The organism is Sulfitobacter delicatus (assembly GCF_900102535.1).
GTDB lineage: Bacteria > Pseudomonadota > Alphaproteobacteria > Rhodobacterales > Rhodobacteraceae > Sulfitobacter > Sulfitobacter delicatus.
Genome location: NZ_FNBP01000001.1, coordinates 494,581 through 515,566, shown reverse-complemented (window position 1 = coordinate 515,566; position 20,986 = coordinate 494,581). Strand labels below are relative to the sequence as shown.

The 20,986-nt window shown below is 58.1% G+C and carries 24 protein-coding genes; 13 read left to right on the top strand and 11 right to left on the bottom strand.

Features of this window, described 5'->3' with window-relative positions:
* The first annotated feature begins 20 nt into the window (after window positions 1–20).
* Window positions 21–341: a thioredoxin gene (gene trxA / locus BLS57_RS02625; RefSeq protein ID WP_093738871.1), complete on the top strand. Its 321-nt coding sequence runs from the start codon at window positions 21–23 to the stop codon at window positions 339–341.
* 67 nt (window positions 342–408) lie between these two features.
* On the opposite strand, the gene BLS57_RS02620 is transcribed toward trxA, so the two are convergent.
* Window positions 409–1,311: a hypothetical protein gene (locus BLS57_RS02620; RefSeq protein WP_093738869.1), complete on the bottom strand. Its 903-nt coding sequence runs from the start codon at window positions 1,309–1,311 to the stop codon at window positions 409–411.
* A 100-nt stretch (window positions 1,312–1,411) separates the two neighbouring features.
* On the opposite strand from BLS57_RS02620, the gene hslV reads away from it, so the two are divergent.
* The 3 genes from hslV to BLS57_RS02605 are packed head-to-tail and all read left to right on the top strand — an operon-like array spanning window position 1,412 to window position 4,531.
* Window positions 1,412–1,972 (top strand): ATP-dependent protease subunit HslV, encoded by a 561-nt coding sequence (gene hslV, locus BLS57_RS02615; RefSeq protein WP_093738867.1) that lies wholly within the window; start codon window positions 1,412–1,414, stop codon window positions 1,970–1,972.
* Window positions 1,969–3,276, top strand: a complete 1,308-nt coding sequence (hslU, locus tag BLS57_RS02610; protein ID WP_093738865.1) for an ATP-dependent protease ATPase subunit HslU — start codon at window positions 1,969–1,971, stop codon at window positions 3,274–3,276. The genes hslV and hslU overlap by 4 nt, the downstream gene beginning before the upstream one ends.
* Window positions 3,277–3,313: 37 nt before the next feature.
* Window positions 3,314–4,531, top strand: a complete 1,218-nt coding sequence (locus BLS57_RS02605; protein WP_093738863.1) for an MFS transporter — start codon at window positions 3,314–3,316, stop codon at window positions 4,529–4,531.
* On the opposite strand, the gene BLS57_RS02600 is transcribed toward BLS57_RS02605, so the two are convergent.
* From BLS57_RS02600 to BLS57_RS02590, 3 genes are read right to left on the bottom strand one after another with little or no spacing between them, the layout of a single operon-like run.
* The gene (locus BLS57_RS02600; RefSeq protein ID WP_093738861.1) at window positions 4,528–5,112 is read right to left on the bottom strand and encodes a Smr/MutS family protein; all 585 of its coding nucleotides are present in this window, start codon (window positions 5,110–5,112) and stop codon (window positions 4,528–4,530) included. The genes BLS57_RS02605 and BLS57_RS02600 overlap by 4 nt on opposite strands.
* Window positions 5,109–6,101, bottom strand: coding sequence for a murein transglycosylase A (gene mltA / locus BLS57_RS02595; RefSeq protein ID WP_093739150.1), 993 nt, complete (start codon window positions 6,099–6,101; stop codon window positions 5,109–5,111). Before mltA ends, BLS57_RS02600 begins: the two co-directional genes overlap by 4 nt.
* A 41-nt stretch (window positions 6,102–6,142) precedes the next feature.
* On the bottom strand, window positions 6,143–6,802 hold the full coding sequence (locus BLS57_RS02590; RefSeq protein WP_093739148.1) for a Tim44/TimA family putative adaptor protein: 660 nt from the start codon (window positions 6,800–6,802) through the stop codon (window positions 6,143–6,145).
* Window positions 6,803–6,906: 104 nt separating this feature from the next.
* Here BLS57_RS02590 and BLS57_RS02585 point away from each other — a divergent pair, with 104 nt between their 5' ends.
* Both BLS57_RS02585 and secB read left to right on the top strand, forming a co-directional pair.
* The gene (locus tag BLS57_RS02585) at window positions 6,907–7,404 is read left to right on the top strand and encodes an FxsA family protein (protein ID WP_093738859.1); all 498 of its coding nucleotides are present in this window, start codon (window positions 6,907–6,909) and stop codon (window positions 7,402–7,404) included.
* Window positions 7,405–7,469: 65 nt separating this feature from the next.
* Window positions 7,470–7,952, top strand: a complete 483-nt coding sequence (gene secB / locus BLS57_RS02580) for a protein-export chaperone SecB (RefSeq protein WP_093738857.1) — start codon at window positions 7,470–7,472, stop codon at window positions 7,950–7,952.
* 3 nt (window positions 7,953–7,955) lie between these two features.
* On the opposite strand, the gene dnaQ is transcribed toward secB, so the two are convergent.
* From dnaQ to BLS57_RS02560, 4 genes are read right to left on the bottom strand one after another with little or no spacing between them, the layout of a single operon-like run.
* The gene (dnaQ, locus tag BLS57_RS02575) at window positions 7,956–8,645 is read right to left on the bottom strand and encodes a DNA polymerase III subunit epsilon (protein WP_093738855.1); all 690 of its coding nucleotides are present in this window, start codon (window positions 8,643–8,645) and stop codon (window positions 7,956–7,958) included.
* The gene (coaE, locus tag BLS57_RS02570; protein WP_093738853.1) at window positions 8,638–9,228 is read right to left on the bottom strand and encodes a dephospho-CoA kinase; all 591 of its coding nucleotides are present in this window, start codon (window positions 9,226–9,228) and stop codon (window positions 8,638–8,640) included. The genes dnaQ and coaE overlap by 8 nt, the downstream gene beginning before the upstream one ends.
* Window positions 9,228–10,061, bottom strand: a complete 834-nt coding sequence (locus BLS57_RS02565; protein ID WP_093738851.1) for a shikimate dehydrogenase — start codon at window positions 10,059–10,061, stop codon at window positions 9,228–9,230. Before BLS57_RS02565 ends, coaE begins: the two co-directional genes overlap by 1 nt.
* On the bottom strand, window positions 10,058–10,657 hold the full coding sequence (locus BLS57_RS02560; protein ID WP_093738849.1) for a Maf family protein: 600 nt from the start codon (window positions 10,655–10,657) through the stop codon (window positions 10,058–10,060). Before BLS57_RS02560 ends, BLS57_RS02565 begins: the two co-directional genes overlap by 4 nt.
* A gap of 406 nt (window positions 10,658–11,063) precedes the next feature.
* On the opposite strand from BLS57_RS02560, the gene BLS57_RS02555 reads away from it, so the two are divergent.
* The 7 genes from BLS57_RS02555 (at window position 11,064) to BLS57_RS02525 (ending at window position 18,406) form a co-directional block, all read left to right on the top strand.
* Entirely contained in the window at window positions 11,064–11,513 is a 450-nt protein-coding gene (locus tag BLS57_RS02555) for a CopD family protein (protein ID WP_093738847.1), read from the top strand.
* Window positions 11,514–11,637: 124 nt separating this feature from the next.
* Window positions 11,638–12,909 (top strand): transcription termination factor Rho, encoded by a 1,272-nt coding sequence (gene rho, locus BLS57_RS02550; RefSeq protein ID WP_067267859.1) that lies wholly within the window; start codon window positions 11,638–11,640, stop codon window positions 12,907–12,909.
* Between the two features lie 32 nt (window positions 12,910–12,941).
* Window positions 12,942–14,228 (top strand): tRNA uridine-5-carboxymethylaminomethyl(34) synthesis GTPase MnmE, encoded by a 1,287-nt coding sequence (gene mnmE / locus BLS57_RS02545; protein WP_093738845.1) that lies wholly within the window; start codon window positions 12,942–12,944, stop codon window positions 14,226–14,228.
* Window positions 14,229–14,242: 14 nt separating this feature from the next.
* Window positions 14,243–16,105 carry a tRNA uridine-5-carboxymethylaminomethyl(34) synthesis enzyme MnmG gene (gene mnmG / locus BLS57_RS02540; RefSeq protein WP_093739146.1) on the top strand — a complete coding sequence of 621 codons (1,863 nt, stop codon included), beginning with the start codon at window positions 14,243–14,245 and terminating at the stop codon, window positions 16,103–16,105.
* Window positions 16,102–16,704 carry a 16S rRNA (guanine(527)-N(7))-methyltransferase RsmG gene (gene rsmG / locus BLS57_RS02535; RefSeq protein WP_093738843.1) on the top strand — a complete coding sequence of 201 codons (603 nt, stop codon included), beginning with the start codon at window positions 16,102–16,104 and terminating at the stop codon, window positions 16,702–16,704. The genes mnmG and rsmG overlap by 4 nt, the downstream gene beginning before the upstream one ends.
* Complete coding sequence (locus BLS57_RS02530; RefSeq protein ID WP_093738841.1) at window positions 16,697–17,494, top strand: ParA family protein; 798 nt, start codon at window positions 16,697–16,699, stop codon at window positions 17,492–17,494. The genes rsmG and BLS57_RS02530 overlap by 8 nt, the downstream gene beginning before the upstream one ends.
* Window positions 17,495–17,506: 12 nt before the next feature.
* The gene (locus BLS57_RS02525; protein ID WP_093738839.1) at window positions 17,507–18,406 is read left to right on the top strand and encodes a ParB/RepB/Spo0J family partition protein; all 900 of its coding nucleotides are present in this window, start codon (window positions 17,507–17,509) and stop codon (window positions 18,404–18,406) included.
* Here BLS57_RS02525 and hemW read toward each other — a convergent pair.
* The 3 genes from hemW to rph are packed head-to-tail and all read right to left on the bottom strand — an operon-like array spanning window position 18,403 to window position 20,871.
* Window positions 18,403–19,557 (bottom strand): radical SAM family heme chaperone HemW, encoded by a 1,155-nt coding sequence (gene hemW / locus BLS57_RS02520; protein ID WP_093738837.1) that lies wholly within the window; start codon window positions 19,555–19,557, stop codon window positions 18,403–18,405. The two genes, BLS57_RS02525 and hemW, sit on opposite strands and share 4 nt — an antisense overlap.
* Entirely contained in the window at window positions 19,550–20,161 is a 612-nt protein-coding gene (gene rdgB / locus BLS57_RS02515) for an RdgB/HAM1 family non-canonical purine NTP pyrophosphatase (RefSeq protein WP_093738835.1), read from the bottom strand. The genes hemW and rdgB overlap by 8 nt, the downstream gene beginning before the upstream one ends.
* Entirely contained in the window at window positions 20,158–20,871 is a 714-nt protein-coding gene (rph, locus tag BLS57_RS02510; protein ID WP_093738833.1) for a ribonuclease PH, read from the bottom strand. Before rph ends, rdgB begins: the two co-directional genes overlap by 4 nt.
* Between the last annotated feature and the right edge of the window lie 115 nt (window positions 20,872–20,986).

Genomic DNA, 20,986 nt, shown 5'->3' with positions numbered 1-20,986 from the left:
ATTCCTGTCAGGAGAGCATCATGGCAACCGTCGCAGTCACCGACGACACTTTCGACGCCGAAGTCAAAAATTCGGACATTCCGGTTCTGGTCGATTTTTGGGCCGAATGGTGCGGCCCGTGCAAACAGATCGGCCCTTCGCTGGAAGAGCTTTCGGATGAAATGAACGGTCGCGTGAAGATCGTTAAAGTTAACGTCGACGAAAACCCGAACTCGCCCGCTCAGGTCGGCGTGCGTGGTATTCCGGCGCTGTTCATCTTCAAAGACGGTCAGGTCGTATCCAACCTTGCCGGCGCACGCCCCAAAGCGGCCCTGCAAAGCTGGATCGAAGAGTCCCTTTGATCCTAAGGGCTTAGGCTAAGATAAATGACGAAAACGGGCGCCTTTCGGGGCGCCCTTTTCTTTGACGTTAAACGGGCCAGCCAAAACGGCGCAACCGGGCAGCGATCTTCTCTTCCGCTTCCGGTCGGCCCGCGTTGATGCAATTTTCCTGCCAGAACCAGTAGAGATAGGCCGCGTAATCCGGTTTGGCCTGCGCTACCGCCGCAAAGCTGCCCGCGAGGTCGGAAAGGTCGGCTTTGACCCCGATGTGGTGAAAGTCGATGTCGCCGAAAAACAGTGCGGGTTTGCCGAAGAAGTAGCCGGAAAAGGCGGCGGCGGAATTCATGGTCATCACATAGGCGCAGTTGGCCAAATGGCGCTCCATCTCGCCCATGGTGATCTGCAAGCGGGAGTGCCGAGCCGCGAGCGTTTTTAGCGTTGCCTGTTCCTGTGCCGTGTAGTCTTCCTTTGGGTGCAGGGCCGCAACGACCGGTCTATCACCGTGGTCGAGCGTATGTTCCAGCATCTCCATAGGTGTGCAGCACTGGAAAGACCGTCTCTGCAACAAGCGCCCCTGCAAGGGCACATAGATCGGCCCGTCGCACCGCGCCTGTTGAGGCGCTTCTCCAAAGAGACGTTTTTGCCAAAACCGATAGAATTGTGCCGCGGCTTTGGCCTGAACCTGCGCAGGGTCAAACTGCGCTTGCGCCACATCCCAAAGCCAGCGCTCAGGCCGCGCTTCAATCTGCCAGAACGGGTAGTGATAGCAGCGGCGGAACACCAAACCTCGGGCGGTCGGGGCAGGGGCCATATGGCTCAGCGCGTAGCCTTCGGTATCCCGCACCGGCCCGCCGCTATCGCAAAATGCGACCCTAAATCGAGCGTTTTCCAACACATGCGCCACTTTACCGATAAAGTTATGCGCCCCGGCCTCCGCACTCTCGCGCAGCGCAGGTTCGAGGTAGATATCAACACGGGCGCGATCTTGCATGAAGCCACGCTATCGCGCCCCCCAGCCGCCCACAAGCGGCGCTGCCCTTGTCCCGCCTGACCATGGGGGCCATATAGAGCGCCAAGCGACAGGAGGCCCCATGGCACAGAACGACGATTTCCCCGGTTGGCACGGGACTACGATCATTGGCGTCAAAAAAGGCGGCGAAGTGGTGATTGCCGGTGACGGACAGGTCAGCCTTGGCCAAACCGTGATCAAAGGCACCGCCCGCAAGGTGCGCAAGCTCAGCCCCGGCGGCTATGAGGTAGTGGCGGGTTTTGCTGGCTCCACCGCCGATGCTTTCACGCTGCTGGAACGGCTGGAGGCCAAGCTGGAAGCGACACCGGGGCAATTGGCCCGCGCGAGTGTTGAACTGGCCAAAGACTGGCGCACCGATAAATACCTGCAAAAGCTCGAAGCGATGTTGATCGTGACCGATGGCAAAGACCTGTTGGTCATCACCGGCGCAGGCGATGTGCTGGAACCGGAGCATGAAGTCGCGGCGATTGGCTCGGGTGGGAACTACGCCCTCGCCGCCGCACGCGGCATGATGGAAAGCGACCGCGACGCCGAGGCTATCGCCCGCGATGCCATGGCGATTGCTGCCGACATCTGCGTCTACACCAACGGCAACCTCACCGTGGAGAAAATCACCGCATGACTGACCTGACCCCCCGCGAGATCGTATCCGAGTTGGACCGCTATATCATCGGCCAGAACGACGCCAAACGCGCGGTCGCCGTGGCCCTGCGCAACCGCTGGCGGCGCAAGCAGTTGTCGGATGATCTGCGCGACGAAGTGTATCCCAAGAACATTCTGATGATCGGCCCCACGGGCGTTGGTAAAACAGAGATCAGCCGGCGTTTGGCCAAGCTGGCCCGTGCGCCCTTCATCAAGATCGAAGCGACGAAATTCACCGAGGTTGGCTATGTCGGCCGCGATGTGGAACAGATCATCCGCGATCTGCTCGACAGCTCCATCGCCATGACCCGCGAATTCATGCGCGAAGACGTGAAGACCAAGGCCGAGCAAGCCGCCGAAGAGCGCGTGATCGACGCCATCGCCGGAACCGATGCCCGCGACGGCACCCGTGAGATGTTCCGCAAAAAGCTGCGTGCCGGTGAGTTGGACGACACGATGATTGAGCTTGAGGTCGCTGACACCTCCAGCCCCTTCCCGATGATGGACATTCCCGGCCAACCCGGTGGCGGCATGGGCATGATGAATATCGGTGATCTCTTCGGCAAAGCCATGGGCGGTCGGACCACCAAGAAGCGCATGGCGGTGGCCGACAGCTACGAAGTGCTGTTGGGCGAAGAGGCTGACAAGTTGTTGGAGGAAGAAGCCGTGAACCGCGCCGCGATTGAAGCGGTGGAGCAGAACGGGATCGTCTTCCTCGATGAGATTGACAAGGTCTGCGCCCGCTCGGACGCGCGCGGCGGTGATGTTTCACGTGAAGGCGTGCAGCGCGATTTGCTGCCGCTGATTGAAGGCACCATTGTCTCGACCAAATATGGCCCGGTGAAGACCGATCATATCCTCTTTATCGCCTCCGGCGCTTTCCACATCGCGAAACCGTCGGACCTGCTGCCCGAGTTGCAAGGCCGTCTGCCGATCCGCGTCGAACTTCGGGCGCTGACCGAAGAGGATTTCGTTCGCATCTTGACCGAGACCGACAACGCGCTTACGCGTCAGTACACCGCCCTCATGGGCACCGAAGAGCTGACCGTCACCTTCACCGATGAAGGCATCGCGGCGCTGGCCAAGATCGCGGCGGATGTGAACACCTCGGTCGAGAACATCGGCGCGCGGCGGCTGTATACCGTGATGGAACGGGTGTTCGAGGAAGTCTCCTTTGACGCGCCGGACCGCTCGGGCCAAGAGATCACCGTCGACGCCGATTTTGTCGAGGCGAATTTGGGCGAATTGACCCGGTCGACCGATCTGAGCCGCTACGTCCTTTAGGGCTTTCCATTTCTCCATGCCCCGGCGATGAAGGGGCATGGATTACCTCAAGTTTCTGCGGCGTAACTGGCTGTTTCTGCTGGCCGGTTTCCTGCTCACCTTCACCTCGTCCTATGGACAGACCTATTTTATCTCGCTCTTTGCGGGCGCGATAAAGGGTGACTTTGGCCTGAGCGACGGACAATGGGGCGGCATCTATACCATCGGCACCACACTTTCGGCGCTGACCATGGTCTGGGCCGGGGTGCTGACGGATCGCTTTCGCGTACGGGTGTTGGCCTTTGGCGTGATGGTGGCTCTAGCAGGCGCTTGTCTCGCGATGGCGGCGGTGCCGAATTGGGTCGCGCTGATCTTTGTGATCTATGCGCTGCGCCTGACCGGGCAGGGGATGATGTCCCAGCTCGGGCAGGTTGCGATGGTGCGCTGGTTTGAGGCGTCGCGGGGCAAGGCACTGTCGCTGTCTTCGATGGGGTTTGCCGCGGGGCAGGCGTTTCTGCCGATTGTCTTTGTCGCGCTCTTTGCCAGCTTTCATTGGCGCAGCCTTTGGGTGCTGGCCGCGGTACTGGTGCTGCTGACCATTCCCGTGATCCTCATGCTGCTGCGCCAAGAGCGCACGCCGCAGTCTATGGCGGAACAAGCGCAACGGGCCGGGATGCAGGGGCGGCATTGGACGCGCAAAGAGATGTTTGGCTCCAGCCTGTTCTGGCTGATGATCCCCTTTGCTGTCGGTCCGGCGGCCTGGGGCACCGCTTTGTTCTTTCATCAGGTTCATTTGGTTGAGATGAAGGGCTGGGAGCTGGTCGAATTCGTCGCCCTCATGCCGATCTATACGCTCTCGGCGGTGGCCTGCACCTTCCTGTCCGGCTGGGCGATTGACCGCTTTGGGGTGAGCCGCGTGGTGCCGGTGCAGATGGTGCCCTTCGGCGTGGCCTTTGTCGTGCTGTCCTATGCCGACACGCTTTGGATGGCGGGGATCGGGCTGGTAATTTTCGGCGCCGGGCAGGGGATGCAGTCAACCGCGCCGGCGGCGTTTTGGGCGGAGTATTACGGCACCCGTCATGTTGGATCGATTAAGGCTGTGGCCGCGGCGCTGATGGTCTTTGGCTCGGCCATCGGGCCGGGGATTACTGGGCTGTTCATCGACCTTGGCGTTACTTTCCCGCAGCAGATGTTGCCGATTGCGCTCTACTATTTCGCAGCGGCAGCTTTGGCGGGCTGGGCGATCCACCGCTACAAGCCGACGCTCCCCACCTAACGGTTGCGGCGCAGATAGACGTAGTAAGCACCGCCGCCGCCGTGGCTGACATGGGCCTGTGTCACTTGTAGCACCAGCGCGTTCAGCGGCGGCATCGACAGCCATTGCGGCACCTGATGGCGCAGCACCCCGTCGCGCACCGGGATCGGCCCGCCTTCGTCGCGACGCTTGCCTTTGCCAGTGATGACCAGCACCAAGCGCTTGCCGCGGCGATGTGCGTCGATGATGAAGCCCTGAAGCGCAGGGTGGGCGCGGTCCAGCGTCATGCCGTGCAGGTCGATGCGGCCTTCGGGGCGTAGCTTGCCGCGTTTGAGCTTGGTGAAAGCCTTGTGGTCCATCTGAACCGGGGCAGATTTCATTTGTTCCGCCAGTGATGGGCGCAGATCATTGCTGCGTTTTTTGGCCTGTGGCTGCGGCTTGTTGCCCTGCAAGGCGATCTTGGCCCGGCGCACTTGGGGCGGGGCTGGTGGCGGCGTGTCGATCTCAGGCGTGAATAGCGTCTTGAGGTCGAGCTTCTCGGTCCGCTCTGTCACCTTGCGCCAAAGCGCCAGATCATCGTCGTTCAACCGCCGCCGTTTCATATCGCGCTTTCGGGCAGGTAGGCATAGGCGCGTTGGATCGGCATGAGCACCAGCATCCGCCCGGGATCACGCAGACGACCAGCGGCGCGGCCTGCTTTGTCCCCGGTGCCGAAAAACACATCGGCCCTTTGCGTGCCCTTGATGGCCGAGCCGGTATCTTGTGCGATCATCAGACGGCGCAGGGGTTCCTTGCCGTCTTTCTCCAGCCAGACCGGCGCGCCGAGCGGGACATAGGCCGGATCCACCGCCACGCTGCGCATCGCGGTGATTGAGCGGTTCATCGCGCCGAGCGGCCCTTTGTCGGCGGGAACGCGGCTGACTTCGCGGAAGAACACATAAGACGGGTTGTGATAAAGCAGCTCGCGCCCATCCTCGGGATTACGCCGCACCCAGTTCTTAATCACATCGGCGCTCACCTGATGCGGTTCATAGACACCACGGCGCACCAGTTCGACGCCGACGGAGCGATAGTCATGGCCGTTCGCGCCGCGATAGCCGACACGCAGATAGCTGCCATCGGGCAGACGGATACGGCCAGAACCTTGGATTTGCAGGAAAAATAACTCAACCGGATCATCGACCCATGCGATCTCCAACCCTCGGTCACGCATAACGTCGCCGTCAAGGATCTCGCGCCGGGTGAGCCACGGGCGGATCTCTTCGGCTTCGGGGGGCATGGCGTAGATCGGGTATTGAAAACGAGCGGAGGGGTAGAGGTCACCGTCCAACTCAGGCTCAAAATAGCCGGTGAACAGCGGGTCTTTCCCGTCTTCCATCAACACGGGTCGGAAGAACAACTCGAAGAACTGTCGCGGGGAGGGCCCGTCTTTGGCCAGCTTGCACAGGGCGCGCCAGTCGACGTCTTTCATATCTCCGCAGGTGCTCGTGAAAACGTCAAATGCGGCGGCGTGATCATCTTCGGCCCAGCCATCCAGATCAGCATAGTCCAAGACTTGATAATGCACTTCGGCTGCGGCCGGCGGGGTCATGCCCACACCTGCCAGCAGCGCCAGTGCGCCAAGCGCACCGGTTACCCGTCTGTAGAAACCAACAGCCAATTCGGATCATCCGAGCCCATGACACGGGCGAAGACCCATGTATCTTTTTGGCGTTTGATTTCTTTGCTGCTGCCCTCGACAACCTCGCCTTCGCGGTTGCGGACTTCGGAGGTCAACTCGCCCACGAAACGGATCGTCATTTCGGCTTCTTTGGTGGTGTCCTCGAGGCGGGCGTCGACCAGTTCCATCTCACGCACACCGATAAAATTAGCATCAATGGTCAGCCCTTGATCCTCGCGTGCGGCGACGCCGTCGACGAAGCTTTCGTAGACATCTTCGGCGAGGAAAGGTTGGATTTCTTTCAGATCACCGCGCTCATAGCCCATGACGATCATCTCATAAGCGCCACGTGCGCCTTGCAAGAAATCGCTGACGCCAAAGGACGGCTCAAGCCGCTTCATCTCGGCCAAGGCTTTGCCCGAGGTGCTGTCTGCTGGCACATGGTCGGTAATATCGAGATCAGGGCCGCCTTCGATCACTTCAAAGGCCGGGCCACTGCGCGGCGCCGGGGTCTGATCGGACACGGGCGGTTTTTCAAAACCTTCGCGCGTGCCCAGCACATTTTTCAAGCGCAGGATCAAGAATACGGCGATACCGGCAAGCACCAGAAGCTGTATCAAAGGAGAATTCATCGAAACCTCGTTCAGGGGTGGCATGGAAACATGCGAGTTCTGCTCTTATGTAGGGGCTTGACCGGGGCAAGTCCACTCTGCCCCCAGCGAAAGGACCCTGCCGCATGTGGCTATTGATCGCATTTATCGCCGTGCCTCTGATCGAGATCACGCTTTTCATTCAAGTCGGCGGGGCCATCGGCCTTGGCTGGACCCTTGCCGTGGTGGTGCTGACGGCCATTCTGGGCACATGGTTGGTGCGCTCTCAGGGCGCTATTGCGATGGGGCAGCTGCGCAGTTCCTTTTCTGATCTGCGCGACCCGACCGAGCCTTTGGTGCATGGGGCGATGATCCTTTTCTCCGGCGCTTTGTTGCTCACGCCCGGGTTCTTCACCGATGCGGTCGGCTTTGCCTTTCTGATCCCGCGCTTCCGGGCCGCAGCTTATCGCGCGATTCGAGACCGCGTGAAAATCCAGAGCTTTGGCACCCCGGGCGGGCAGGGACCACGCCCCGGACCGCAGGGCAGACGTGATCCGCGTGGGGATGTGATCGACGGTGATTTTCACGAAATCCCTGAACAGCCGCGCCAAACCAAAGGCCCTTCGGGCTGGACAAAGGATTGAGCGGCCCCGGCCAAACTGATAAGCCCGGCTGGATTTAAGAATTTAACCACTACAGGACACAGACCATGGCAGAAAACGAAACACCCCAGGCAAAGCAGCCGTCGATGCGCGTGCTGGGCCAGTTCATCCGCGATATGTCGTTTGAAAACATTATGGCGCAAAAGGGTGCACCCGCCGATGTGCAGCCTGACGTTCAGGTTCAGGTGAACCTCGATGCGAAAAAGCGCGGCGGTGACAACCAGTATGAAACCGCGATCAAGCTGAACATCACGTCCAAGGCGAAAGACGGCGACGCGACGCTGTTCGTGTTGGAGATCGACTATGTCGGCATCTTCCAAGTTGAAAACGTGCCGGAAGAGCAGATGCACCCCTATCTGCTGATCGAATGCCCGCGCATGATCTTCCCGTTCCTGCGCCGCATCGTCAGCGACGTGACCCGCGACGGTGGCTTCCCGCCGCTGAACCTCGAAAACATCGACTTCCTGTCGCTGTACCGCAACGAAGTTGCCCGCCGTCAGGCCGAAAATCCGCCCAAAGCCGACGCCTAAGCGTCAGCCAAGCTGTTTCCACAGCGCGTCGTCGCCCAGTTTGCCGATAAATTCGGCATGGGCGGCGGCTTCGGCCTCTGTCAGACGCGCGGGCAGGGGATTGGGCCGCGGTTTCGGGGTCCAGCGCGTGTCAGGCTCACCAGACTTCCGCTCGGGCGCCGAAGACAGCGCAAAGTCCGGCTGCCGCCCGCCGATGAGTTCCAGATAAACTTCAGCTAGAATTTCACTGTCGAGCAAAGCGCCGTGCAGGGTCCGCGAGGTATTGTCGATGCCGAAGCGTCGGCAGAGTGCATCGAGCGATGCGGGCGAACCGGGAAAGCGTTTGCGCGCAATTTCCAGCGTATCCAGCGCCTGCTCCCATGGGATCTGCGGCAGGCCCATCCAGCGCAGCTCGGCGTTCAGGAATTTGATGTCGAAGGCGGCGTTGTGGATGATCAGTTTCGAGGTGCCGATAAAATCGAGAAATGACTTACCGATCTGCGCGAACTTGGGTTTGTCGCGCAGGAAATCATCACCCAACCCATGCACCTGAAACGCCTCTTCGGGCATGGAGCGTTCGGGGTTGATGTACTGATGATAGGTCTCACCCGTCGCCATATGGTTCATCAGCTCAACCGCACCGATCTCGACAATGCGGTCGCCGCTTTCGGGGTCAAAGCCGGTGGTTTCGGTGTCGAGTACGATTTCACGCATGGCGCAGTTTTTCCCTGATGTCGCGGATCACCGCCCGGACCTGCGCGCGGGCATGGTCGAGCATGTCGGTCTCTATCACATAGTCGGCGCGGGCGCACTTCTCTTCGGCGGGCATTTGCTTGGCGCGGATGGCGTCGAATTGCGCCTCGGTCATGGTGCCGCGCGCAAGCACGCGGTCGCGCTGGACGTCGTCGGGTATGGTGACACAGGCGACAGCATCCATCGCAGCCGCACCGCCGGTTTCAAACAGCAGCGGGATGTCGAGCACAGCGATGTCGCTTTTAGCATCTGCTAGGAATGTTGCACGGTCTTCGGCCACAAGCGGATGCACAATCGCTTCGATCCGGGGCAGGGCGGTTGGATCGGCAGCGATGGTCTCTTTAAGCGCCTCGCGAGAGACTGCGCCATCTTTGATCGCGGCGGGAAATTCTGCCGCCATTGGCGCCACTGCCGCACCGCCCTTGCCATATAGCCGATGCACCGCCGCATCCGCATCCCAAACGGCGCAGCCTTCCTCGGCAAACATCTTGGCCGTGGTCGATTTGCCCATGCCAATCGACCCCGTCAGCCCCAAAAGAAACATCAGCGCAGCACCGCCGTGCGCGTTGCCCGGTCAACTTCTGGCCTTGTGCCAAACCAACGCTCGAACGCGGGTACGGCTTGATGCAGCAACATGCCTAGGCCGTCGACTGTCACGCAGCCCATCTGATCGGCCGTTTCCAGCAAATGCGTGCGCAGCGGGGCATAGACGAGATCCGTCACCACCGTGCCAGGACGCAGCCCATCGAGCGGCACGCGCAGCGCGCCTTTGCCGATCATCCCAAGCGAGGTGGTGTTCACCACCAAATTAGCATGATCCAGCATGTTGCCCGCCTGCACCCAATCGACAACGGTGACACGGTTGCCGAAATCCCGTTTCAATTGCTCAGCCCTAACGCGGGTGCGGTTCGACAGGCAAATCTCAGGCACGCCAGCATCGATCAATGAAGACACCACCGCCCGCGCCGCGCCCCCGGCGCCCAGCACCGCTGCTGGCCCGGCTTTGGGGTTCCAATCCGGCGCGCCAGCCTTGAGGTTTTCGATGAAACCGTAGCCATCGGTGTTGTCTGCGTGAATTTTCCCATCGGCGCGAAAGATCAGAGTATTGGCCGCGCCGATCAGCGTCGCGCGGTCTGTAATAAGGTCCGCAATCTTCATCACCGCTTCTTTATGCGGGATCGTCAGGTTCACGCCGACAAAACCCATCTTTGGAAGCGCTCTCAGCACTTCTTCCAGATCGCCCGGTTCAACGTCGAGCGGCACGTAGTGGCCCGCGATGCCGTAGGTCTCAAGCCAATGGCCGTGCAACTGTGGGGATTTGGAATGGGCGATGGGCGAGCCGATCACACCGGCAAGGGGAATTTTCGACAGGCTCATGTCTCGAGGTCTCCGCGCAGCGTCAGATAGTTCAGCAGTTCAAGAAATGGCATACCGAGGACGTGAAAGTAATCCCCTTCGATCTGACTGAACAGCCGTACGCCTTCTTCCTCTAGCTTATAGCAACCCACGGCGTGACGGATGCTCTCCCAGTTTCGATCGACATAGTCCGCGATATAGGCGTCGCTTGCCTCGCGCATCCTCAGCCGGACCTGACCGATATGCCTCCAGAGCGGTTTGCCGTCTTCATAGAGAACGGCTGCTGATAGCAAAGAATGGCGATCTCCGCGCAGTTGATGCAATTGGGCGATGGCCTCTTCTCGGTCCGCAGGCTTGTGCAGCATCTCGCCCCGATGCTCTAAAACCTGATCACAGCCTAGCACCAGCGCGCCGGGGTGCTTTTCGCTTACCTTTCGCGCCTTCATCTCGGCCAAGGTATCGGCAATATCACGCGGTTTTGCTGCTTCACTGCGCAGGGCGGCGGTGATCATCTCTTCGTCAATCCGCGCCGGGATCACCTCATGCGCGATCGCAGCCTGCCGCAAGAGTTGCGCACGTATCTCGGAGCCGGAGGCGAGGATGAATTTTTGCGGCATGTGGATAACCCTGTGATGAACTGGCGCAAATCTTGAGGATTTGTTCTGCGAGATAAGCGTTGACAGCACAAGGCCCCAAATCTCGCCCCGAGTCGCGGTTTTTGTCGCCGATTCCCACCCCGAGGGATAGGGATAACCCGCTTGTGCGTATAACCAGTGCAGTTCAATGGTTATCCCCCGGGCAATACATTTTGTCCCCCGGAAAATACTCTGACAAATTATTGTAAACGTTCGATATCGCCGAATCGGATCGGTTTTTTCCACAGGGCCTCAGGAGGATTACTCACCTGTTGATAAGCAGCCGTATAAATCAATAATCCACAGGAATCCGCTTCCCTACAATCAACTACATCTTTTCTCTTTTCTTATTTATTAAGAAAGAAGCACGCACACCGGAGCCTTCCCCATGTTTGACCTTCTCAGCTTTGCCTATCCGTGGATCAAAGCGCTCCATATCGTGTCCGTCATCAGCTGGATGGCCGCGCTGTTTTACCTGCCGCGTCTATTTGTGCATCACGTCGAGCAGGCAGGGTCTTCCGGGCAAATGCATGAGACCTTCTCGATGATGGAAATTAAGCTCGCTCAGTTCATCATGCGGCCCGCCATGATGGCGACATGGGTATTTGGCCTCGCGCTCGTTCTAACGCCCGGTATCGTGGACTGGACGATGATCTGGCCGTGGACCAAAGGTGCCAGCGTCATCGCGATGACGGTTTTCCATGTCTGGCTAAAAAAACAGGTCAGCGCGGTTGAGCGCGGAGAAAGCACCATAACAGGGCGCCAGTTCCGCCTGTTGAACGAAGTGCCGACCTTGCTGATGATCGTGATCGTCTTCTCCGTCGTCGTGAAATTCTGATCCGATTGACTCGTAGCGCGCAGGCCCCTATATCTGCGCCACTGTCCCGTCCGGGGTGGTTTCTGCCTGCCACATTCAAATAATCGACCAGCCCGCATTCTGCTGCGGCTGAACAGGATGCTTCATGACAACCGAAACGCTGAACCTCGCTGATCTTAAGGCGCAGACACCGAAAAACCTGCTTGCCATGGCCGAAGAGCTGGAGATCGAGAACGCCTCGACCATGCGCAAGGGCGAGATGATGTTCCAGATTCTCCGCGAACGCGCGGATGACGGCTGGGAAATCTCCGGCGACGGCGTGCTTGAGGTGTTGCAAGACGGATTTGGCTTCCTCCGTTCGCCCGAAGCGAACTACCTTCCGGGCCCGGATGACATCTACGTCTCACCCGACATGATCCGCAAATGGTCGCTACGCACCGGGGACACGATTGAGGGGCTGATCAAAGCGCCTGACGACACCGAGCGCTACTTTGCCCTGACCGAGGTCACCAAGATCAACTTTGAGGCGCCTGAGAAGGCCCGCCATAAGGTCGCCTTTGAAAACCTGACGCCGCTCTACCCTGACGAGCGGCTTACGATGGAGGTCGACGATCCCACGATCAAAGACCGCTCAGCCCGTATCATCGACTTGGTCTCGCCCATCGGTAAAGGCCAGCGTTCGCTGATCGTCGCTCCGCCGCGCACTGGTAAGACCGTGCTGTTGCAGAACATCGCCAACAGCATCGAGAAAAACCACCCCGAGTGTTATTTGATCGTCTTGTTGATTGACGAGCGCCCTGAGGAAGTCACCGACATGCAGCGGTCCGTGAAGGGTGAGGTCGTGTCCTCCACCTTTGACGAGCCTGCAACACGTCACGTGGCCGTCTCCGAGATGGTTATCGAGAAAGCCAAACGTCTGGTCGAGCATAAGCGTGACGTTGTCATCCTGCTCGATTCGATCACCCGTCTGGGCCGCGCCTTCAACACCGTGGTGCCCTCGTCGGGCAAGGTCCTAACCGGTGGTGTCGATGCCAACGCGCTGCAGCGTCCGAAACGGTTCTTCGGTGCGGCACGAAACATCGAAGAGGGTGGCTCGCTCACCATCATCGCCACCGCGTTGATTGACACCGGCAGCCGTATGGACGAAGTGATTTTCGAAGAGTTCAAAGGCACCGGCAACTCCGAGATCGTGCTCGACCGCAAGATTGCCGACAAACGCGTCTTCCCGGCGATCGACATCCTTAAGTCCGGCACGCGGAAAGAAGACCTGCTGGTCGACAAGGTCGACTTGCAGAAAACCTTCGTCCTGCGCCGCATCCTCAACCCGATGGGTACCACCGACGCCATCGAGTTCCTGCTGGGCAAGCTCAAACAAACCAAGTCGAATTCTGACTTCTTCGACTCCATGAACACCTGAGTTATTTAATAATAACAGTAGGTTAGTGAACTATGGACACGATATTCGCTCTAGCGTCAGCGCAGGGCCGTGCCGGGGTTGCGGTGGTCCGTATCTCCGGCCCGCTCGCCTTTGACATCACGCAGGAAATCGCTGGGCGGCGTCCGAAAGGGCGTGAAACCACCCTGCGGAACCTGCGTGGCCGTGATGGCGAAATTATCGACCAAGCTTTGGTCCTCAGCTTTGTACTACCAAACTCCTTCACTGGTGAGGATGTCGTCGAACTCCATCTTCACGGATCCATCGCCGTAACCCGAGCGGTTCTCGCGCTTCTTTCTACCTTCCCGGAAACACGTCACGCTGAAGCAGGCGAGTTTACTCGGCGGGCGCTAGAAAACGAAAAGCTCGATCTCGCGCAGGTGGAAGGGTTGGCTGATCTAATCGAGGCAGAAACCGAGGCCCAGCGGAAACAGGCAGTTCGAGTACTCTCTGGGCGGCTAGGAGAGCGGATCGAAGGCTGGCGTGCGGATCTGATTAGAGCAGCTGCGTTACTCGAAGCGACAATCGATTTCGCTGACGAAGATGTTCCTATTGATGTGACGCCAGAAGTTGATGCTCTCCTGACTAACGTCACGGCTGAGTTGAACAGTGAGATTGCGGGCACCTATGTTGCCGAGCGGGTTCGCACCGGTTTTGAAGTCGCAATCGTCGGCGCGCCCAACGCTGGGAAATCAACGTTGTTAAATGCGCTCGCAGGGCGTGATGCCGCAATCACTTCGGAGATTGCGGGCACTACAAGAGACGTCATAGAAGTGCGCATGGACCTTGGCGGTCTTCCAGTAACGCTTCTCGACACGGCTGGCGTCAGAGATAGCTTGGATCAGATCGAAACGATCGGTATTGAACGGGCGCGGGAACGCGCGGCTCAGGCGGATCTCCGCGTGTTCCTTGTCCAACCGGGGGAAGACCTTGGAATCACGGCGCAGCCTGACGATATATCCCTGACGCCAAAGGTTGATTTGTATGCTAATGGCACGGCTGGCGTTTCAGGAAAGACAGGGCAGGGTATCTCGGAACTCGTGTCCTACATCCAGGAAGCGCTCCTCAAACGAAGTGGAAGCATTGGTCTGGCGACCCATGAGCGACACCGCGTAGCACTTGAGAAAGCCGCCTCGTCATTAGGCGGCGTGGATGTTATCTTGCAGCGAGGCCCGGACGGGTATGATTTGGCTGCGGAAGAATTGCGGTTTGCGATCCGGGCTTTGGAAGCCCTCGTGGGGCGAATAGACGTCGAAAATCTGCTGGATGAAATATTCTCCAGCTTTTGCGTAGGTAAATGACTGGAGTGTTTCACGTGAAACATTTTGACGTAATCGTTATTGGCGGTGGGCACGCCGGCTCTGAGGCAGCGCACGCAGCGGCCCGCATCGGTGCGAAAACGGCGCTCGTCACGATGTCGCGGGGCGGTATCGGCGTAATGTCCTGCAATCCGGCGATCGGCGGTCTAGGAAAAGGTCACCTTGTCCGCGAGATCGACGCTATGGACGGCGTTATGGGACGCGTCGCGGACAAGGCCGGTATTCAGTTCCGCCTTCTCAATCGTCGCAAGGGGCCGGCAGTTCAGGGCCCCCGCGCGCAGGCTGACCGAAAAATCTATCAGCGGGAAATGCTTCGGGAAATCGAGCGGCAGGCGAATCTGACTGTCGTCGAAGGGGAAGTCATCGATCTGGTTCTGGAAAACGGAAGCGTTAACGGCGTTGTCCTTTCAGATGGAAATAGCCTCACTGCGCCGTCCGTAGTCCTTACGACCGGAACTTTCCTTCGGGGAGTCATCCACATCGGCGATGTCTCTTACGCCGGAGGGCGGATGGGTGATAAGGCTTCCGTTAAACTCGCAGAGCGGATCGATTCCTTTAACCTGCCTATGGGGCGGTTGAAGACCGGTACGCCACCTCGGCTTGATGGACGGACGATTAACTGGGACGTTCTGGATTCCCAGCCTGGAGACGACGAGCCAGTCTTATTTTCATTTATGTCGAAGGTGATCTCGGCGAAGCAGGTCGCTTGTGGGATCACGCATACCAATGAGAAAACTCACCAGATCATCAAAGAAAACCTGACTAAGTCAGCGATGTATGGCGGCCATATTGACGGGGTAGGGCCACGCTATTGCCCATCAATCGAAGATAAAGTCGTCCGGTTCGCGGAGAAAGAGTCACACCAAGTATTCTTGGAACCCGAGGGCGTAGATGATCATACCATCTATCCCAACGGTATCTCGACTTCCCTTCCTGAAAGCGTCCAACTGGAATACGTCCGCAGCATGGTCGGTCTGGAAAATGCCGTTATCACCCAGCCGGGGTACGCCATTGAATATGACTATGTGGATCCCCGTGCCCTGTCGTCCAAGCTAGAAATCGAGACTGTACCCGGCCTATACCTCGCGGGGCAGATTAACGGAACGACTGGATACGAGGAGGCCGCAGCTCAAGGTCTAGTTGCAGGACTTAATGCTGGGCTGACTTCTCAGGGCAAAGATCCTGTCCAGTTTAGCAGGTCCTCCAGCTACATAGGCGTGATGATCGATGATCTTGTAACCCGTGGGGTGACTGAGCCGTATCGCATGTTCACGTCTCGGGCAGAATTTCGGTTGTCTTTACGGGCAGATAACGCAGATCAGAGGCTTACGCCTTTGGCGATAGAGTTGGGGTGCGTTTCGCCGGAACGGCAGAACGCCTTTGAGGAGAAGTCTAAGCAGTTGGCCCTTGCGAAAGATGCACTTACATCAGCTTTGTATTCTTCGTCTGCTTTACGATCGGTAGGAATGGAAGTGAAGGAAGACGGGACTAAGCGCTCCGCCTATCAGGTTCTTGCGTTCTCGAATGTCTGTTTTGACGATCTGCTAAAGCTAGATCCCGAACTCGAACGGTTTTCAGCGGAGATTCGTGAACAGGTCTCCCGTGATGCTCTTTACGCAACATATATCGAACGGCAGACCCGTGAAATTGCGTCTTTGCAGAAGGACGAGGCTATCCGGATCCCCGCTGACTTCGCGTACGAAGAATTGTCAGGCTTGTCGAACGAGCTTACCGCAAAGCTGGTGAAAGCGCGGCCTGAGACAATTGCTCAGGCTGGGCGTATTGACGGGATGACGCCTGCTGCGTTGACCTTGATCCTTGCGCGTATTCGTAAGCGGTCTGTGAAACTGACGGCATGAGCAATCCGCTGCCTAATGTTTCACGTGAAACATCTGACCAGCTCCACGCCTACGCGGATCTGGTTCGGAAATGGAACCCAAGGATCAATCTGGTTTCGAAGACCAGCGTAAATGAATTCTGGGAACGGCACATTCTGGATTCCGTCCAAGTTTACAACATCGCGGATAGTTCGGGCCATTGGGTTGACCTCGGTAGCGGAGGAGGGCTGCCGGGTATCGTTGTGGCAATTCTTAACGACACGGAGCAGAAGTACACCGTCTCTCTCGTCGAAAGCGATCAGCGCAAATGCGCCTTTCTTCGTACTGCAGTCCGCGAAATGGGCTTAAATGCTACGATCTATACTGATCGGATCGAACTGTTACCGCCGCAGGATGCCGATGTGTTATCAGCAAGGGCTTTGAGCGACCTTCCTAAACTTCTCGAGTTCGCAGAACGCCATCTTAGACCCGAAGGGATCGCAGTATTCCCCAAAGGCGAAACGTGGAAAAATGAAATTGCTCGAGCTGAGAGCGAATGGTCGTTTACCTACGAAGCAGTGCCCAGTACGACCAATTACGATTCCGCCGTATTAAAGATCAAGGATATTATTCGTGTCTGACCTATCTCGCCCGGCAGGACCAAAAATCGTCGCGGTAGCTAACCAGAAGGGCGGGGTCGGGAAAACGACCACGACAATCAACCTGGCTGCCGCACTCGCGGAAACGGGGCTTAGGGTTCTGGTCGTTGACCTAGATCCGCAGGGCAATGCGTCTACCGGCCTGGGCATCGAAGTCGAAGACCGGGAATTCACGACCTACGAACTTCTGCTCGAAGATGTCGCACTTGATGAGGTCGTTAAAACGACAGTGTCTGACAACCTATTTATCGTTCCCGCGACAGTCGACCTTAGCTCAGCCGATATTGAACTGTTCGCCAACGAGAAGCGCAGCTTTCTGCTCCATGACGCCCTGCGCCAAACGCAGATGGACCAGTTTAAGCTGGATTATATCCTGATCGATTGTCCGCCGTCTTTAAACCTCCTGACTGTAAACGCGATGATCGCAGCACACTCGGTGCTGGTACCGCTTCAGAGCGAATTCTTTGCGCTGGAAGGTCTGTCGCAGCTGATGCTCACCATCCGCGAAGTGCGGCAATCAGGAAATAAGGACCTACGGATCGAAGGTGTACTTTTGACGATGTACGACAAGCGCAATAACCTGTCCCAGCAGGTAGAAAATGATGCGCGGAGCAATCTCGGTGAGCTGGTTTTCAAGACCGTAATCCCCCGTAACGTGCGTGTTAGCGAGGCGCCGAGCTTTGCTGTTCCGGTGTTGAGCTATGACACGACATCGAAAGGTGCGATGGCATATCGAGAACTCGCCGCGGAACTGATCAAAAACAATGGATAACGAGGTGGCAGAATGGCTGAAAAACAAGAGCGTAGACGTGGTTTGGGTCGGGGGCTTTCGGCCCTAATGGCGGACGTAGCAGAGACAGAGACCGTGGCAGCCAAAGGCGCCGCGGCGGCGGAGCAATTTGTTCCGATCGAACGAATCAAGCCGAACCCGGATCAGCCGCGTAAGCGTTTTGAGCAAGAGAACCTCGACGATCTTGCAGCGTCGATCAAAGAGAAGGGGGTTATCCAACCCCTCATCGTTCGCGCGATTGCGGATGGAAATTTTGAGATCGTGGCTGGAGAACGCCGCTGGCGCGCGTCACAAATCGCAAAGGTGCACAGCCTTCCGGTGATCGTCCGAGAGTTCACGGATGTAGAAGTGCTCGAAGTCGCGATTATCGAAAACATCCAGCGGGCCGATCTGAACTCAGTGGAAGAGGCAGCAGGCTATCGGCAGCTGATGGACAAGTTCGGCCATACGCAAGAGAAGATGGCAGAAGCGCTCGGCAAGAGCCGGAGCCACATTGCTAACCTGCTTCGGTTGCTGAACCTGCCCGAACCCGTGCAAGAGATGGTGCGGAAGAACGAGTTGAGTGCTGGTCACGCGCGCGCGCTTATTCCTGCGAAAGATCCGCTAAAGCTTGCTCAACAGGTTATCAAGAACGGCCTATCGGTCCGCGCAACAGAGGCATTGGTTAAGAAAGACCAGTCCGGCGGGCAGGATAATATGGTAAATAAGCAGCGTGCCTCGTCGCGTTCAGAGAAAGATGCTGACACTCAGGCGCTTGAAGGTGATCTGTCGGCGAACCTCGGAATGAAGGTGGTTTTGGATCACAAACCGGGGCAGGAGACTGGCAAAGTGACCCTGCACTACACCTCCCTCGACCAACTTGATGAGATTTGCAGACTGCTGGGTGGCACCTAAGGCAGCAGGCTCTCGATCACGGCGTTCAAAACGATAACGCCCTGGTCTAAAACGATTAATCTTTCACTCTCTACTGATACCATACCGAGATCCTGGAGGTGCGCGAGCGCCTCCGGATCGATCTCATGTCCAGAAAGTGCGGCGTAGCGCTTAAGGTCAACGCCTTCCTTTAGCCGCAGACCCATGAGCAGAAATTCGGTGGCCTGTTCCGCGCGTGTTATCACGGCGCGGGGTTTTTCTGTTGTATCGGTTTTGACACCATCCAGCCAACGCTGGGGATTGCTGTAGGCAACCGTGGCATATTTCTGACCGCCCAAGGTGAGACGTCCGTGGGCGCCGGGACCGATCCCGATATAGTCTCCATAACGCCAATAGATGAGATTGTGCCGCGATTGGGCGCCGTCGCGGGCGTGGTTGGAGACCTCATAAGCGGGCATGCCCATTTGGTTACAGATATCTTGCGTCACGGTGAACATATCCGCGCCGAGGTCTTCGTCGGGCAAACCGCGTAGCTTGCCGCGGGCATAGCGATCTCCGAAAGCCGTGCCTTGTTCGATTGTCAGCTGGTAGAGCGAAATATGGTCTATCGCGAGGGATAGCGCCTGCTTCAGCTCTTGTTCCCATTGTTCAACCGTCTGTTCTTGCCGACCATAGATCAGATCGAAGCTGACGCGTTCGAATGTGTTACGGGCAATGTCGAAAGCGGTCATCGCCTCTTTTGCAGAATGCAGCCGTCCCAGTTTTTTGAGGTCCGCATCGTTCAAAGCTTGGATGCCCATCGAGACGCGGGACACACCCGCTTGGCGATAGGCGGCGAAGCGACCTGCTTCAACCGAGCCGGGGTTGGCTTCTAGTGTGATCTCCAGGTCATTCGCAGTCGGCCAGTGCCCGCGGATGGCGGAGATGATGTCGGCGACAACATCCGGGTCCATCAAACTCGGGGTGCCACCGCCAAAGAATACTGCGTTGAGCACGCGGCCCGCCGTTTCGTCCGCGGCGCGTTTTAGCTCAGCGAGATAGGCATCGCGCCACGCGGATTGGTCGATTTTCCGACTAACGTGAGAGTTAAAGTCGCAATAGGGGCATTTGGCCTCACAAAATGGCCAGTGGATGTAGAGGCCGAAACCACCCTGTTGCCAATCTTCAGCCAAAACAGCCCGCAATCAGTTTCTCAAAGGCATCAGCGCGGTGGCTGATACGGTTTTTTTGCTCAGCATCCATCTCGGCGAAAGTTACGTCGTAGCCGTCAGGCTGGAACATCGGGTCATAGCCATGCCCCTGTTTGCCGCGCATGGGCCAAACCAGTGTCCCATTCACCTTTCCCGCGAACACCTCGTCGTGCCCATCGGGCCAGGCCAGCACCAAAGTCGCGCAAAAGCGCGCGCGGCGGGGGTGGGGGGCGTTCTTCTCTTCAAGTAGAGCGCGGGTCTTTGTCATGGCCCTTACAAAGTCGCGGCCGTTCTCGGTTTCGGCCCAATCGGCGGTATAGACACCGGGGGCGTTGTTGAGCGCTTCGACCTCGATACCGGAATCGTCCGCTAGGGCGGGCAGGCCGGTCGCCTTAGCCGCCGCATGGGCTTTGATCCGCGCATTGCCGACAAAGGTGGTTTCTGTCTCTTCCGGCTCTGGCAGGTCCTTCTCTGCCGCGCCGACCACGGAAACTCCGTGCGGCGCAAAGAGTTGGCCCATTTCCTCAAGCTTGCCCGCGTTATGCGTGGCAATCAGAATCCGGCTTTCTGTGAACTTGCGTGTCATGCAGTAACCGATTTTTGGATTTCAGCGAGCTCGCCAACGCCTTTTTCGGCCAAGTCCATCAACTGGTTCATCTGGTCGCGGGTATAGGTGGAGCCTTCGGCGCTCATCTGTATTTCGATCAGCTTGCCAGAGCCGGTCATGATGAAGTTGCCGTCGACGCCAGCTTCAGAATCTTCGGGGTAGTCGAGGTCGAGCACCGGCTGGCCTGCGTAAATGCCGCAGCTGATTGCGGCGACGGGATCGACCAGTGGATCGGAGACGACATCGCCCGCTTTCATCAGCTTATTCACCGCTAGTCGCAGGGCGATCCAGCCGCCGGTGATCGAGGCGCAGCGAGTGCCGCCGTCGGCTTGCAGCACGTCACAGTCGACGGTGATCTGACGCTCGCCCAGGGCAGAGCGGTCCACCCCGGCGCGCAGGGCGCGGCCAATCAGACGTTGGATTTCCACAGTGCGGCCGCCTTGCTTGCCCGAAGCGGCCTCACGGCGCATCCGCGTATTGGTGGCGCGGGGCAGCATCCCGTATTCAGCTGTCACCCAGCCCAAGCCGGAGCCTTTGATAAACGGCGGCACGCGGTCTTCGATGGTTGCGGTGCAGAGCACATGGGTGTCGCCCATCTTGATCAGGGCCGAACCCTCGGCATGTTTGGTGAAACCTGTCTCTACCGAGACGGCGCGCATTTCATCGAGTTTCCGGCCAGAGGGACGCATGACATATCCTTTTTAATGTTGCCCGGGGATACCGCCCTCGAAGGCTTTGATGCAACCCCGATTGACGTTTGCCCGCCTTGTACCTTTATTAGACGAGAGAGCGAGCACAGATGAA

What these genes read in the sequence shown, in the direction of transcription:
- trxA (WP_093738871.1), top strand. Translation starts at nt 21, where the DNA reads ATGGCAACCGTCGCAGTCACCGACGACACTTTCGACGCCGAAGTCAAA.
- BLS57_RS02620 (WP_093738869.1), bottom strand. Translation starts at nt 1,311, where the DNA reads ATGCAAGATCGCGCCCGTGTTGATATCTACCTCGAACCTGCGCTGCGC.
- hslV (WP_093738867.1), top strand. Translation starts at nt 1,412, where the DNA reads ATGGCACAGAACGACGATTTCCCCGGTTGGCACGGGACTACGATCATT.
- hslU (WP_093738865.1), top strand. Translation starts at nt 1,969, where the DNA reads ATGACTGACCTGACCCCCCGCGAGATCGTATCCGAGTTGGACCGCTAT.
- BLS57_RS02605 (WP_093738863.1), top strand. Translation starts at nt 3,314, where the DNA reads ATGGATTACCTCAAGTTTCTGCGGCGTAACTGGCTGTTTCTGCTGGCC.
- BLS57_RS02600 (WP_093738861.1), bottom strand. Translation starts at nt 5,112, where the DNA reads ATGAAACGGCGGCGGTTGAACGACGATGATCTGGCGCTTTGGCGCAAG.
- mltA (WP_093739150.1), bottom strand. Translation starts at nt 6,101, where the DNA reads ATGACCCCGCCGGCCGCAGCCGAAGTGCATTATCAAGTCTTGGACTAT.
- BLS57_RS02590 (WP_093739148.1), bottom strand. Translation starts at nt 6,802, where the DNA reads ATGAATTCTCCTTTGATACAGCTTCTGGTGCTTGCCGGTATCGCCGTA.
- BLS57_RS02585 (WP_093738859.1), top strand. Translation starts at nt 6,907, where the DNA reads ATGTGGCTATTGATCGCATTTATCGCCGTGCCTCTGATCGAGATCACG.
- secB (WP_093738857.1), top strand. Translation starts at nt 7,470, where the DNA reads ATGGCAGAAAACGAAACACCCCAGGCAAAGCAGCCGTCGATGCGCGTG.
- dnaQ (WP_093738855.1), bottom strand. Translation starts at nt 8,645, where the DNA reads ATGCGTGAAATCGTACTCGACACCGAAACCACCGGCTTTGACCCCGAA.
- coaE (WP_093738853.1), bottom strand. Translation starts at nt 9,228, where the DNA reads ATGTTTCTTTTGGGGCTGACGGGGTCGATTGGCATGGGCAAATCGACC.
- BLS57_RS02565 (WP_093738851.1), bottom strand. Translation starts at nt 10,061, where the DNA reads ATGAGCCTGTCGAAAATTCCCCTTGCCGGTGTGATCGGCTCGCCCATC.
- BLS57_RS02560 (WP_093738849.1), bottom strand. Translation starts at nt 10,657, where the DNA reads ATGCCGCAAAAATTCATCCTCGCCTCCGGCTCCGAGATACGTGCGCAA.
- BLS57_RS02555 (WP_093738847.1), top strand. Translation starts at nt 11,064, where the DNA reads ATGTTTGACCTTCTCAGCTTTGCCTATCCGTGGATCAAAGCGCTCCAT.
- rho (WP_067267859.1), top strand. Translation starts at nt 11,638, where the DNA reads ATGACAACCGAAACGCTGAACCTCGCTGATCTTAAGGCGCAGACACCG.
- mnmE (WP_093738845.1), top strand. Translation starts at nt 12,942, where the DNA reads ATGGACACGATATTCGCTCTAGCGTCAGCGCAGGGCCGTGCCGGGGTT.
- rsmG (WP_093738843.1), top strand. Translation starts at nt 16,102, where the DNA reads ATGAGCAATCCGCTGCCTAATGTTTCACGTGAAACATCTGACCAGCTC.
- BLS57_RS02525 (WP_093738839.1), top strand. Translation starts at nt 17,507, where the DNA reads ATGGCTGAAAAACAAGAGCGTAGACGTGGTTTGGGTCGGGGGCTTTCG.
- rdgB (WP_093738835.1), bottom strand. Translation starts at nt 20,161, where the DNA reads ATGACACGCAAGTTCACAGAAAGCCGGATTCTGATTGCCACGCATAAC.
- rph (WP_093738833.1), bottom strand. Translation starts at nt 20,871, where the DNA reads ATGCGTCCCTCTGGCCGGAAACTCGATGAAATGCGCGCCGTCTCGGTA.